The sequence below is a fragment of the Ktedonobacter robiniae genome, from assembly GCF_016587375.1.
Taxonomy (GTDB): domain Bacteria; phylum Chloroflexota; class Ktedonobacteria; order Ktedonobacterales; family Ktedonobacteraceae; genus Ktedonobacter; species Ktedonobacter robiniae.
Window position 1 is genome coordinate 3,490,238 of the sequence record NZ_BNJG01000001.1, and the last position, 13,178, is coordinate 3,503,415.

A 13,178-nucleotide genomic window follows, 5' to 3' on the forward strand; every position below is an offset into this window, starting at 1 on the left:
AGAGGAGCGCTCCCCCTGCTCCCCTGCCACTCCCAAACTGCACCACCTCCACTCCAGTGCAAATACAACTTCTACAGGATAAGCTGCGCAGTCGCGATTGTGCAGGAAGAACTTGCATATGGCGTCAGTTAGTGGCGCGAAATTGGGCGGTGTGCTCTTGTTGCTCTTGCCGTTTCTCCAGTTGACGTTGCAGAAAGGCCAGTTTGTCGGGATTTAAGACACTGTATACTCCGACAATGGCATTATCGCGGATATCAAGCATCAATACCCAGTTGAGTTGTGAATCACTCCAGGATAAAAGCGCGGGCACGCCATTCACTTCCTCGATGAAGAGGATATAGTTTGCTGGTACTTTGCGCATCAGCGTAATGAAGAGTTTAGCAATCGTTTCCTGACCAGAGACTGGATGCAGGGCCGCGTGTACCTTCCCACCACCATCCGCCCAAGCGATTACATCGCTGGCAAGTAGTTTCGTCAACGTCGTGAGATTTCCAGACTGGCAGGCAGTGATAAATGACTCCATGAGTTGACGCTGCGTTTCTGGCTCGACTTCCACTCGGTGCCGCTTCTCTGCGACATGGCTTTTCGCTCGATGAAAGAGTTGTCGACAATTTGCCGGGCTTTTCCCAAGGAGTTCGGCGATTTCTGCGAATGAATAGTCAAACACTTCATGGAACAGAAACACGGCCCGCTCCGGGGGGGACAATGTCTCCAGGAGCACGAGAAAGGCCGTGGATAGAGACTCTTTCTGCTCAAATGTCGTTTCCGGTGACTCATCATCGGCCAATGAGGTGAGCACAGGCTCAGGAAGCCATATCCCAATATATTCTTCCCGCTGGGCATGGGCTGATTTGAGATAGTTGAGGCCGAGATTGGTGACAATCGTCGTCAGATAGGCTTTGGGCGACTGGATGGAAGTAGTATCTGCCTGCTGATACTTCAGATACGCATCCTGAACAATATCTTCAGCCTGATTTGCGCTCCCAGTCATGCGGTATGCGATCGAGAAAAGCAGAGGACGATATTGCTGAAATTGCTCCATAGTGGCGTTTCCGATATTCTAGATGGTCTCTAAACACATGATGCTCAATGCATTATAATCCACGGGAAGTGCAGAGACAAATGTTCCGCTCCGCTGTCACATTTTCATTGGCTCAGTTGTCTCCTTTCTGGAAGCGTTGAAAGCGCTCTTTTGAGAGAAAAGTCTGTTCATAACAGAGAGGAGAATACAAGCGATGAACATTTTTGTTGCAGGAGCGACAGGTGCCCTCGGGAAAGCCACAATCCCGTTGCTCATAGCATCCGGACATCAGGTCTACGCTCTGAGCCACTCGGAAAAGAATACAGCCGTTATTCGGCAATTAGGCGCTGAACCCATTACTGCGGATCTCTTCGACCGTGCCTCGCTCACCAGGGTGCTGGAAGCGACCAATGCCACTGCTATTGTGCACTTGGCAACCAAAATTCCGCCGACGGCGCGTATGGGGAAAGTTGAGTCGTGGCAAGAGAATGATCATATCCGCCGTGATGGCACGCGCACCCTGGCCGATGCGGCCCTGGCGGTCGGAGTACAGACTTTTGTCTATCCCAGTTTCTATTATGTGTATCCTGATCGGGGAGCACAATGGATTGACGCGCTCTCGACCCCTGTGCAATCGCATGTGATCCAGCAGGCAACCATTGACGCGGAAGCGGAGGTGGCGCGCTTCACACAAGAAAAGCGCAAGGGGATCGTGCTACGCATGGGGAATTTATATGGGCCAGATGTGCCATCCGCGCTGGAACAATTCCAGATGGCACAGAAGGGCTTTGCCGCTCTGCCAGGACCAGGTGATGCCTATCTCTCCTACATCTGGCTAGAAGACGCCGCCCGCGCCATTGTCATTGCCCTAGCCGAGGCTCCCGCTGGTGTCTATGATATCGTCGATGACGAGCCGCTCACACGCGATGCCTTTGTGAGCGCCCTAGCGCACAGTGTGGGGAAACGCCACCTGCTGCGCATCCCGAATGCCGTGATGAAGTTTCTGGCGGGGGCCGCGGCAGACATGACCAACCGGAGTCAGCGCGTCTCCAACCGCCGCTTTCAAGAACTGACCACCTGGAGGCCCACTGTTTCTCATGCACGTCAGGGGTGGACCTTGATCGCAGAGGAGAAGCATGTATCGGAAAGGATGGCTTCCTATGCCTGAGCAACCGTTGAAACGCGCAAAACATCAGCCTATCCCACTCACGATGGCGACGCATCCAGGTGAGTATCTCCCTGGGCAACAGGAAATGCCTGTGGTCCTGACCTCACTTCACGATATGGTGCAATGGGCGCAGAACTGGGCGCGCTCTCGTTCTGTATGGCCTTTTATGTATGCATTGGCGTGCTGTGGAATCGAGATGATCGCGGCGGCTTCGTCCCCGCAGTATGACATCGCTCGCTTTGGCTCCGAGGTCTTCCGCGCCAGTCCTCGCCAGGCGGATCTGATGATCGTCGCAGGTACCCTCTCGGTCAAGATGGCGCCTCGCCTGCGTTTGCTCTGGGAACAAATGCCTGAACCTAAATGGGTGATCAGCATGGGGCAATGTGCGAATTCAGGGGGAGAGTTTTATGATAGCTATTATACCATCCAGGGGGTCGATACCATTGTGCCGGTCGATGTGTATGTTCCTGGATGCCCTCCTCGTCCAGAGGCGCTCATCGAAGGGATACTCAAACTGCGAGAGAAAATTGAGAAGCAGGGACTAGCTCTTCAACGGACTCTTCCATAAGAGGATGGGCGCGACGAAGGGCATTTCCTTCCATTTCCTCTGGTAATGCGAGCGTAGCAGGCACTTCCATCTCTTCATCTGATCCTTCTGCAACAGTAGTTTTCTTGGTGTAGAACGATCTATCGATGTGGCAGTAGCAAGCGAGCTTCACCGAGAGTGATACTGCTGGCGAACCCCTCTCGATCGCATCAGAGTGGCCTTGTAAAGAGCGCGTCTGGATCTCAAGCATGCTGAAAGCTCATCAATCTTCGACGAAATGCGGAATATAGCAGCAATTCCTCCTTTTGTCAGGCTTCTGCTTGGCTCAAGGGTGTTCGCAGATCCGGGTCTCTTCACGCAGCGCCTGTTACCTGGCTACCTCATCGTCCTCTCCAAGGTTCGCCAGCAGTATCGAGAGTGTGTAAGAACCGAAGAGCGGTTCTTACACACTCTCGATATTGGTGGCGAAATCAAAAATTGAGCTTGCGATGAGAGGCAACACCTCTGCAGTTTGAGCCAGAGAAACCAATTCGCCACCAATATCACTCTCGGTGATAAGCTCTTCTACCAAAGAGCAAAAGATCTGGGCCTGAGCTTGAAAACGGTAAGAAACCAGAGAGATAAGCTCATCATTTACCGTGAGTGGGTAGAGCCACATTAACTGGTGGTCGAGCATAAGACCCCTTGCGCAAGCGAAGCATCGGTCGAGGACGCGACCGGACTCGCTTCGGAGTACTCTGTTCATCAGGAGAAGCTGCCTGCTTCTTTGTCCGTCCTCGTCGTTTCAGTTCAACCCAAGGGGCGGGAGCGACGCGATAGCTCAACAATTCTCGAAATCTCCAGATATGATCTGTGAGTCCAGCAGCCAGGGCAGGCGTGCAAGAAGATCAGATATGTTTGGCTTTAGAGAGTTCTTATTGAGCCAAACACAAATTATAGGTACAGCCAATCAAGTACATTCCGCTTTGCAACGTCTGTAAGCGCGAGGCTGCGTGCCGACTTTTGCAGGTCAGATTCGCGAGTCGCTCACGGATGGTTACATTCAAACGTTCAATAAAAGCCGTATTGAGCATGCTTCCCCCACCCGAGAGATGGAGCAACTTCTCTGCCTGATCGAGCAGACTGTGAGCCATCTTGTGGGTGACCTCCACGACCCGTTTTTCTCTGTTCGCTTGATCACTGTCCCGATGTGCAGGAGTGGCCACACTTCTAAGGAGGCTCGACCGACCCCTACCATCTTCTTGACCTTCTCGCGAAAAGCGCGTCGAATGCTGTTGGGAGAAGTTGCCCAACCATCCGTCAAAACGAGCAAGGGGTGCAGGGCCTGGGCCGATCGGCACACCTGTTGCATCAACGCGTCCGCAAGCCCTTTGTCTTGGCTCACACGCTCTGTTCCAGCCAGCCAGAGCCGAGTGCCCAGCCTGCTCGCTGTGGAGGCTGATGTCCTCTCCTGCGAGTCTGGCGGTTTCTAGCCTCCCAGGCGCTCGCGCATCTGCTCAAAAGTGGTGGCGTCGATCTCACCGCGTGCATACCGCTGGCGTAACACTTCCATCGCGTCAGGCCCGGCAGGGCTGGCAGGCTCACTGCGGGGTATCCCGGACGGGAAGCTGCCCAACTCCTTGCCCCTGTGATTCAACCAGTAGATGGCTCCCCCTATCAGGAGTCCTATGAGCAGCAGGCAGAAAAAGTGAAGTGGCCACAGGCTAGCTCCTGCCGCAGCCCCAGCTCCCCAATGTTCCCAATGCATAAGAAAAACCTCTCTTTCATACTCTTGTTTGCCCAAATTCAACTCTACGAGCGTGTAGCATCAGTGTAACTGGAGAGGATGACAGGGGCATGAACTTTGCCACTTCCTTTTGTCATCAATCTGTCATCTATTACGTACGCAATGGATGACAGATTGATGACAAAAATGGGCAGAGATATTCACATTCCTGTCACCTTCGAGCACTATACTCGTACTGCAACATCCTATAGTGGATCTGGACGCACTCACGCTCATCGGAGTTCTCAGTGCGTGGTATCTCCGCCTCAAGCGGTTAGTCATCAAAGCTCCTGCGCTTCAAGCAGGAAGATAGTATAAAGAGGAAAGAGTATGTCCAGAAAAGTGCTTGTCATATTGATGCTGTGTAGTCTTATTACCCTTCTCCTGGTAGCCTGCGGCTCTGTCGGCTCCGCTACCAGTATAGAAAGGAATACCGTCCATATGAACGATACAAATTTCGTTCAGACTTCCATAACGATCAAGAAGGGGGAGCGTCTCAAGCTGATTAGCGATACATTGACGCCGCACATTATCGCTAATGGAACCTGGGAGAGCGGCACGGCGCAACTGGCCAGAGAGTCGGGCGCACCGCAGGTCAAGGATGTGCAGGTCGACGGCTACAGTTCGCAGACCTTTGGTCCCTTCACCACGGCCGGAACGTTCAAGCTCTACTGCACCGTCCATGCCGGTATGAACCTGACCGTTGTAGTGCAATAAGAAGTGCGCAGTGGATGCCTGAGCGCACGTGGCCTGACGTGGCGGGGCAACCACTCGCGCCCATCAAGGCCGGATTCTCCAAAATCGCCCAGGGTCTTCTAATTCTCCCTGGCTGTTACTCCGGCTCGCGCAGCGAGCCTGCGGGAAGGGTGTATGGAGGCGGGCTGGCAGAGCCAGCCCGCCTCCATACACCCTTCCCCCTGAGCGCCACAGGCGCGAAGGTGCTTTGAAAAGGGACCGCTTCGCTGAGGACTGGAGAGCCCTGGCACCGAGCTGGCCCCATAGACACGCGCATGCAAATTTGCCATAGTGGAGGAAATAGAGGGAGAAACACGTCGTGCGTGTTTTTCCAAGATGGTGGAACGGGATTGCCTTGCCACGTGTTGGGCAACGAGATGTGCATTCAGCTGAAACAGCTTCAATAGCCCGTTCAGTTCTCCTGCTCCAGGATAATGCAATTACATCTTTCTTTATCACTCAGCTCTTGGAATCATGGCTCCCTTTGCTCTGTGAGTGTCGTTACCAATAAGGGCTTCCCTACTGTTTGCAAGCGGCACGAATGACACACCTGATCGTCTCATACGAAACCCTATACTCCTCCGCTACCTTCCGCAGAGGCTCCTGGTTCTCGAGAACGCGGCGGACCACATTCGGCCATTCGGAAGCGGGAATTTTCCACGGTGGCGTATCTGGACCTGGGCGGCGTTGAGAGAGAGAAACCACTCCTAGATTATCAGGTGCTTGATCAAATGGATCATCAGATTGGACATATTCAGAACTGGACTCCGGCGTAGAGACAAGAATATCACCACGACCAGCGAACAGCTTGTCAATGGGGATCAAGGCCAGGTGCGACCGGTGGTTCGTGGCCCGTCGGTTCCGCCGCGACCAGTGAACTGTCACAAGCAGTTCACTGGTTTCTTTGTTTTCAAAGACTCTTTGAAGCATGCTCAAGATGGGCAGGAATGCCGGGCGGGGTTTGAGCGCAGCAATCATTTTCAGTTCGGCATCATAGGAGAACCCCTCCCCACGGGATGCGCAATGAGGTACTACCCCTCTTTATCCCTTCGAGGTTGGCTTGTATTGAAGGCACAGAAACATCTATACTCTCCTACAGCGGTGTTCACAAAGGTTGAGCCACCTCATTCTTTCGCCTGTCTTTCAAACCAGCGTGCTCGTCCTGGTCATCTCCATGTGATGAGATTGCCATCTCTCTCTACAACGCATACAATAACCTTGGTCGGATGCTCTTTTTCTCAGCTTAGAGAGCGATGGTGCATTTCCGAAAGGAGCTCTGTGGTGGATAAAAGCTCACACCATGTCACACAACGCAAACAGGAACGAGGTGGGATGCCTGGCGGGAAGACTATTCCTCACACTCGCCCTTTGAGGGGAGCACACAAGCAACTTAACCGGTTGAAAGCCGCCTGGGAGTTTTTTCCGGATAGTCTTATTGCGTGTGATTGCAACCAGAAGATTGTCCGGATCAATGCCGCTGCTCGCAAGCTCTTTGAAGTGGATTCCGAAACTCAATGTCAAGGAAAAGATTACCAGCAGTTTCTCAAACACTACATCCGCTCTGATGAGCAGTCACCATTCGTTGCCTCAGGGCAATGGCTGATGAACCTCGCTCTTGCGGGGAAAGCAGGAGCCAGCCCGCCAGAACAGACGCTTCTGCTGGATCTGCCTTCGGGGCGCAAGATCTCAGTCTCTGTCCGCTCCTTTCCCGTGGTTGATCAAGAGCGAGGCATAGAAGAAATCATCTTTGTCTTCCAGGAGCTCGCCTATTATTCTCAGGCCGTCTCCCGTCTCCAACGTGTCCACGAGTCAATGTTGGACCTGCTCAACGCGATCGCGCATATTCCTGAACAGACGGAATCTATCTTGCCAGAAGAGACCTTCCTCCTCTCGCCTCCGGTGCTCTATGTGGCCCAGCAGGTGGTGGGTGTCATCCAGTCTGTCCTGGATTGTCACCGGGTAGGTATGCTCGCGTTCGGTCATCGAACGGGCCATTTGTATTATGTCGCAGGAACCGGCTATACCGCTGAACAAGAACAGTACTGGCGGGACATCGGGGGATTCTTCCATCCCTCAGAAGTGCTTGGCGACGCGGCATGGGCTCGCTTGGGCGCCAACCAGGAGGTCGGAATTGCGATGAATCAGGTGCACACCATTGAACGTCTCGGGAAACAACTGCCTTTTCCGGCGTCTCTTTACCCCTCGTCTCCTGGCTCCGAGACCTTCCTGTTACTTCCGCTGTTTCTGGAGCAGCAGTGGGTTGGTGCGCTGATGGCCACCAAAGCGAATTCGGAAGGAGCATACACGCCAGAGGAGATCGCGCTCGTGAAAGCCGTCACCGCGCAGGCCATGCTGCTCATTGAGGGGATCCACTGTTTTTACGCGCAGGAAGAGAAACAGAAGAAAGCACTTGCCCAGCAGGAGGTGAGACGCCTGGCTGGCGACTTTCTGACCTTGGCCACGCATGAACTGCGCACTCCGCTGACGGGGATCATGGGCAATCTGCAATTAGCACAGCGCCGATTGCAGACCTTAAAAAAGCAGCTCGCTCCTCTGTCTGTTCAGATCCGTGAACCCCTTGCCCATGCTCAGCGCCCCTTAGCAGCTGCCTCGCAGAGTGCCCAACTTCAGCAGCGTATCATCAATGACTTGATCGATGATGCGCGTATACAGACCCATACACTCACGTTGTCCTTGAACCCTGAGGATCTGGGCACCTTGCTCAGAGAGGTGGTAGCCAGGCAGCAACACACCGCGCCAGAGCACTCCATCGTGCTGGATGTTCCACCTTTGGCACAAGGCGTGCCCATCCTCGCCGATGCCGGGCGGATCAAGCACGTGCTCACCACCTACCTGACGAATGCACGCACCTATTCTCCCCCAGGACAGCCTGTGGTGGTGCAGTTACGCATTACGGAGGCGCTCGCCCGTGTCGCAGTCCATAACGAGGGATCAGGCATTGCGAGAGAAGAGCTCGATCATATCTGGGAACGCTTCTATCGCGCCAAAGGGTGTGCCGTCCAGCATGAACTAGATCTGAGCTTCGGATTGGCTCTCTATTTGTGCCGGGTGTTCATTGAACGGCATGAGGGGAGCGTTGGGGTACAGAGTGCTCCTGGCGAGGGAGCCACCTTCTGGTTTACCTTGCCCATCAAACCATCTCGAGGAAAATGAGACACGTTCCCTTGCCATCTGGCTCAATCTTTGTGAACACCGCTGTAAGTGGATATCCTGCGAAGTAGGATGTCAGAGCGGCCCGCAATGACAGGGGATTACAATGGCGTCTTCCACCTGGTAGAATGCAGTCCTGGGGCCGCTTTTTGCCTCCTCGAAGAGTTGTACTCAGCACTTTGCTAAGCTCGTTGGGCAACCCGTGGGCCCTCTGGCTCTAAGAGAATCGTGACCATCTCATAGCGCTCTTCAGGTGTCGCGATATCCCACAAGGCGGCCATGCCCGGGAGGTGTTCACCAGTTTCTCTCACCTCGTCGTAGGTGACTCCCCCTGCCTCTGGAACATCAAGCCTTTTGAATGCGAGGGTGATTGCTGCCATTTCACCATCAAAAGCTTCATCCTCAATGTACCCTTTCCTGTGCTGCTTGAATATGCGATTTTTCTTGAGTCTCAACTGTAGCAGATCGATATACTTCTTGCCACATACCCTGTAGAAGTCGCATACCCACATTTTAATTTATAGTGCGATAAATTAAAATGTGTACATTAATAATGATGAGTATATTACATCATGCAAACTCATCCTTTGTGTATTTTGTCGCTGATAAGTGGTACCATGCGGCTATATTGCAGATGGCGTGAGCTAAAGACTATTTTGAGAGTAGTATACTATCCATAGTTTCAAGAACGCCTATGCAATGGGAACGTTCTTGGACGTATGGGAAAGGTCGCTTCCCATACTCTTCCGTCGCGACTCCATGCGGACAGTCGCTATGATGCCTTGTTATGGGAAAGCCGATCGACCTGAACTTGACCATAGTGATCCATCTCTCATGAGATAGCAGATCACTCGTTTTTTAGTAGTTTGTCAAGGAGGATTTGTTTTTATGTTCGACGAGAAAAATCCCATGTTCCAGGAGTTGACCGATGAGGATCTAGACCAAGTTGCTGGCGGCTCCGGTCTGTTTGGTGGTGTCGTGGGCTCGGTCTTGAATACAGTCAACGGCACCGCATCAAATGCCACGACGACGGCGACGTCAACAAGCCTCCCTCTTGCGACTGGTGGTGTGAACGTTGGCGTGCAGACTCCAGCCGGTAGCGTGAACCTTGGTCTTGGCACTGATCTCGGCCTCTAGCAGCGCAAAGATTGATGGAACGCAGGGAAAACGCCTAGACGTTTTCTATTTGCTCTGTCATATGATCTCTCAAATGCGGCTCTGCTCGTAGTCACTGGGAAATGCATTGCGAGCAGAGTTTCTCCAGCCGGTTGGTAAGTTGTTCGAAGCACTTACCAACTGGCGCTCATTTTACCATGTTTTCTATGACCTCTTCAAATCGTTCGATTTTTCGTGAAGATGCTTATAAGCGGCATCTTCAGAAGCAAAAACAGAGCATTATCCTACGCCTGGCGACACCTCCAGTGTGGATTTTTGCCTGGCTGCTTTTGCTCTGTTTCCTGGGAGCCAGTCTCCTGGCGTGGAGAACGCAGGTCCCAGTTTTCGTGGGAGGGCAGGGGATTTTGACGCGACAAAACTCCACACATGGAGCGATCATCGTCGCGGTGCTCTTTGTGCCAGTGAGCCAACAAAAGCAAATCCATCCCGGTCAAGCTGTCGAATTACGTGTTGGCCCAAAGGCGGCTTCTTTACGCGGTGTCGTTGCGTCTCTTGAACCACGCGTGATGAGTCCTCTGGATATACGCACTCGTTTTCAGCTTCAAGGTGAAAGCGCGTCGATGGTTGCCGAGCCTTCCGTCACGGCGGCTATACGTCTTGATGCTCCTCTCTCAGCCAATCTCTACGCAGGGAGCACCTTTTCAGCTCGTGTCCAGGTGGGATCACAGAGTGTGCTTTCCCTGTTGCCTGGCCTCAACCAACTCGTTTCGTAGTTGGATAACCCAATACCAACTGTTTCTCTCTGTACGACCACTTCAAGGGTGAGTAGGCCATTTCCTATGCGCCTTTTTTCACTACCGGGAGGATACTATACTCATAGGGGGATGCTGTGCTTATGGAAGAACACACACCAAAGGGATATGAGACCGCTCGGGCCATTTATGACGCCCATCAGGCAAGCAAGAGGCTGAAAGCTGTGCAGCCTCGATTATCACTACCCAGCCATGAACAGGGGGAGAGTGGGTGTTTGCCGTGTGAGCCAGTTTCTCCGACACCCACGAGCGCTGAAACTCCCACCCATCCCATGAGGGCACTCAAAGAACTCGTGGCAGAGTCCGCACGACCTGTGGCATCTATTAAAACCATGGTGATTGATCCCTCGCGCTTCTTCTCAACGAATGAAATGCAGACACCTTCGGGGCCGCGCTTGCTTGCCTTACCTAGTCATCACAGAAGTACAGGCGTCTCTAGATCAGTTTCACCCAGCCCGCAGACTGCTAAGCACAGTACGACGCATCCGGCCATACTGTCGCTACCCAGCCGACAGAAAGAGGCCGTGCCGTCGAGGAATAGACAGTGTGTCGACGTCGCTAGTTCCTCTCAAGGTCGACCCGTTACCTCTGTGCGCTCCTCGCAGGAGCGCCAGCAACCGCCACAGGCAACGGAGAAGGCTCGCACCCAGGAACCTGCTCGTCCTCTCCGTCTGAAGCACCTCCGTCGCGTTCCTGCAATGAGACAGATGACTGCGGTTGAATGTGGAGCGGCTTGCCTGGCGATGATTCTTACCTACTATGGGTGCGCCACTCGTGTTTCTGATGTGCAGGAGCGTTGTGGTGTCGGTCGGGATGGCTTGTCCGCGCGTGCCATTGCGAAATCCGCGCGCCAGTATGGATGCAAGGTGCGTGCGGTCTCTTTAAAGGTCGAGGATTTCCGTTTTGTCTCGCTTCCAGCTATCATTCACTGGGAGTTTAATCATTTTGTGGTTGTTGAACGCTGGTCGAAGAGGTATGTTGACCTTGTTGATCCGGCCATTGGGCGTCGACGCATCACTCACGCCGAGTTTGAAGAAGGCTTCACTGGCGTCGTCCTTATGGTCGAGCCAGGACCTCAGTTTACGCGGCAATCTTCCCAGCGTTCTTTCTCTTTGGGGACGTATGCACGTTCCATGTTGTCTCTCCGCGGCATTCTCATCCAAATCATCGGTGCGTCGCTGCTGTTGCAGTTGCTTGGCCTTTGCGCCCCCATTCTGACAGCAGTGGCGGTCGATACGATCATTCCATCCGCGAATCGAGATCTTCTCATGCTGCTTGGCGTTGGAATGCTCCTGTTGATTTTCGCGCAAGGGGTCACGAAGCTTTTGCGTGCCACATTGATTATTTATCTGCAAACACGCATTGATGTGCACATGACGCAGCACTTCTTTACCCATTTGCTCAGTTTACCATACCGCTTTTTCCAGCTTCGTTTAAGTGGTGACTTGCTTTCCCGTATGAGCAGTAACGCTGCGATCCGCGATCTTCTCTCCAGTCAATTGGTCTCGACGGTGCTCGATAGCAGCAGTGTGCTTCTTTCTCTGATAGCCTTGATCTGGTTATCCAAATTGATTGCGGGTGTGACCGTACTCATTGGCGCGTTTCAGATTGGCTTGTTGCTGCTCACTGCCCCATCTGTGCGCAGGCTTATGCAACGCGAGCTCATGGCCCAGGGGAAAGCTCAGGGCTACTTGAATGAAACCCTGGCTGGCATCGCCACCCTCAAGGCTGCTGGCGCTGAAGAGCGCGCATTCGACCGCTGGACGAATTTGTACTTTGAGCAGATGAATATCTCCATCCGCCGCAATTATCTGGTCTCGTTGATTGGCGTCATCTTCGAATTACTTTACAATCTGTCCCCCACGCTCTTGCTCTGGATAGGAACGCTGCAAGTCATCAATGGCGCGATGCCTCTTGGCACGATGTTCGCGCTCACTACGCTGGCTACCCTCTTCCTCATGCCACTCAGTTCGCTGGCGTCGAGTGGACAGAAATTGCAGATTGCTGGCGCCCACTTCGAGCGCATCGCCGATGTGCTTGAGGCCGAACCTGAGCAAGATCCACTGCAGGTGCGCACCCCGCCAACACTGACTGGTCGTATTGAGGTGAACAATGTGCGTTTCCAGTATGCACCACACACGCCGCTGATTTTGAACGATATTACGGTGAATATTGCTCCTGGGCAGCGGGTTGCGTTGGTTGGGAGAACAGGCTCAGGCAAAAGCACATTGGGGAAGTTGTTGATTGGGCTGCTCACGCCAACGCAAGGGACGATCGCGTTTGATGGAATACCGCTGCAAGAGTTGAACTATCGCGAGGTTCGCAGTCAGTTTGGAGTGGTTCTGCAAGAATCTTTCATCTTTAGCGGCTCCGTACGCGACAACATCGCGCTCAATCATCCAGAGATGAACATGGCACAGGTGATGAGAGCGGCGCAATTGGCAGCCATCCATGAGGACATCGAGAAGATGCCCATGGGGTATGAGACGGTCATGTCTGAGGGCGGAAGTTCCTTTTCCGGTGGGCAGCGCCAGCGATTGGCCCTGGCCCGTGCCCTGGCTCACCAACCAGCCGTCCTTTTATTAGATGAGGCAACGAGCGCGCTCGATGTCACGACCGAGCGCGCGGTAGAACAGAATCTCTCTCGCTTCTCCTGTACGCAGGTCGTCATTGCGCATCGCTTGAGCACCATCCGCAACGCGGATCTGATCCTGGTGCTGGATCAAGGGCGTATCGTGGAGCAGGGATCTCATGAAAGGCTCCTGCGTCGTGGAGGCTACTATGCCCAACTGATCCAGAGCCAGATTGAAAGTGGTGAGATTGAAGCCGCATAGCATTGTTTC

At 53.4% G+C, this 13,178-nt stretch carries 14 protein-coding genes; 8 read left to right on the forward strand and 6 right to left on the reverse strand.

The window, feature by feature from the left end:
- Nucleotides 1-124: 124 nt before the first annotated feature.
- The gene (locus JMJ04_RS14545; RefSeq protein ID WP_201371185.1) at nucleotides 125-1,042 is read right to left on the reverse strand and encodes an RNA polymerase sigma-70 factor; all 918 of its coding nucleotides are present in this window, start codon (nucleotides 1,040-1,042) and stop codon (nucleotides 125-127) included.
- 193 nt (nucleotides 1,043-1,235) lie between these two features.
- Between JMJ04_RS14545 and JMJ04_RS14550 the strand changes: the two genes are divergently transcribed.
- Together JMJ04_RS14550 and JMJ04_RS14555 are read left to right on the forward strand one after the other, a co-directional pair.
- Nucleotides 1,236-2,189 (forward strand): NAD-dependent epimerase/dehydratase family protein, encoded by a 954-nt coding sequence (locus JMJ04_RS14550; RefSeq protein WP_201371186.1) that lies wholly within the window; start codon nucleotides 1,236-1,238, stop codon nucleotides 2,187-2,189.
- Nucleotides 2,190-2,232: 43 nt separating this feature from the next.
- Entirely contained in the window at nucleotides 2,233-2,757 is a 525-nt protein-coding gene (locus JMJ04_RS14555; protein WP_420799481.1) for an NADH-quinone oxidoreductase subunit B, read from the forward strand.
- Nucleotides 2,758-3,178: 421 nt separating this feature from the next.
- Here JMJ04_RS14555 and JMJ04_RS14560 read toward each other — a convergent pair whose 3' ends face one another.
- The 3 genes from JMJ04_RS14560 to JMJ04_RS14570 form a co-directional block, all read right to left on the reverse strand.
- Nucleotides 3,179-3,412, reverse strand: a complete 234-nt coding sequence (locus JMJ04_RS14560; protein ID WP_201371187.1) for a hypothetical protein — start codon at nucleotides 3,410-3,412, stop codon at nucleotides 3,179-3,181.
- 238 nt (nucleotides 3,413-3,650) lie between these two features.
- On the reverse strand, nucleotides 3,651-3,869 hold the full coding sequence (locus tag JMJ04_RS14565; protein WP_201371188.1) for a hypothetical protein: 219 nt from the start codon (nucleotides 3,867-3,869) through the stop codon (nucleotides 3,651-3,653).
- A gap of 335 nt (nucleotides 3,870-4,204) precedes the next feature.
- Nucleotides 4,205-4,483: an SHOCT domain-containing protein gene (locus tag JMJ04_RS14570; protein WP_201371189.1), complete on the reverse strand. Its 279-nt coding sequence runs from the start codon at nucleotides 4,481-4,483 to the stop codon at nucleotides 4,205-4,207.
- A 459-nt stretch (nucleotides 4,484-4,942) separates the two neighbouring features.
- On the opposite strand from JMJ04_RS14570, the gene JMJ04_RS14575 reads away from it, so the two are divergent.
- Both JMJ04_RS14575 and JMJ04_RS14580 read left to right on the forward strand, forming a co-directional pair.
- Nucleotides 4,943-5,218: a cupredoxin domain-containing protein gene (locus JMJ04_RS14575; protein ID WP_236038026.1), complete on the forward strand. Its 276-nt coding sequence runs from the start codon at nucleotides 4,943-4,945 to the stop codon at nucleotides 5,216-5,218.
- A gap of 14 nt (nucleotides 5,219-5,232) precedes the next feature.
- Entirely contained in the window at nucleotides 5,233-5,448 is a 216-nt protein-coding gene (locus JMJ04_RS14580) for a hypothetical protein (protein ID WP_201371191.1), read from the forward strand.
- Nucleotides 5,449-5,755: 307 nt separating this feature from the next.
- Here the strand turns inward: JMJ04_RS14580 and JMJ04_RS14585 are convergent, their stop codons facing one another.
- Entirely contained in the window at nucleotides 5,756-6,214 is a 459-nt protein-coding gene (locus JMJ04_RS14585; RefSeq protein ID WP_201371192.1) for a hypothetical protein, read from the reverse strand.
- 303 nt (nucleotides 6,215-6,517) lie between these two features.
- Here JMJ04_RS14585 and JMJ04_RS14590 point away from each other — a divergent pair, with 303 nt between their 5' ends.
- Nucleotides 6,518-8,410 (forward strand): sensor histidine kinase, encoded by a 1,893-nt coding sequence (locus JMJ04_RS14590; protein WP_201371193.1) that lies wholly within the window; start codon nucleotides 6,518-6,520, stop codon nucleotides 8,408-8,410.
- Between the two features lie 179 nt (nucleotides 8,411-8,589).
- On the opposite strand, the gene JMJ04_RS14595 is transcribed toward JMJ04_RS14590, so the two are convergent.
- Nucleotides 8,590-8,787 (reverse strand): hypothetical protein, encoded by a 198-nt coding sequence (locus JMJ04_RS14595; RefSeq protein ID WP_201371194.1) that lies wholly within the window; start codon nucleotides 8,785-8,787, stop codon nucleotides 8,590-8,592.
- Nucleotides 8,788-9,316: 529 nt separating this feature from the next.
- Between JMJ04_RS14595 and JMJ04_RS14600 the strand changes: the two genes are divergently transcribed.
- The 3 genes from JMJ04_RS14600 to JMJ04_RS14610 all read left to right on the forward strand — a co-directional run bounded on the left by JMJ04_RS14600 (nucleotide 9,317) and on the right by JMJ04_RS14610 (nucleotide 13,169).
- A complete protein-coding gene (locus JMJ04_RS14600) occupies nucleotides 9,317-9,544 on the forward strand; it encodes a bacteriocin (RefSeq protein ID WP_236038028.1) in 228 nt (75 codons plus the stop codon).
- Nucleotides 9,545-9,720: 176 nt separating this feature from the next.
- Nucleotides 9,721-10,296 carry an HlyD family secretion protein gene (locus JMJ04_RS14605; protein WP_201371196.1) on the forward strand — a complete coding sequence of 192 codons (576 nt, stop codon included), beginning with the start codon at nucleotides 9,721-9,723 and terminating at the stop codon, nucleotides 10,294-10,296.
- Nucleotides 10,297-10,418: 122 nt separating this feature from the next.
- On the forward strand, nucleotides 10,419-13,169 hold the full coding sequence (locus JMJ04_RS14610) for a peptidase domain-containing ABC transporter (RefSeq protein WP_201371197.1): 2,751 nt from the start codon (nucleotides 10,419-10,421) through the stop codon (nucleotides 13,167-13,169).
- Nucleotides 13,170-13,178: the final 9 nt, after the last annotated feature.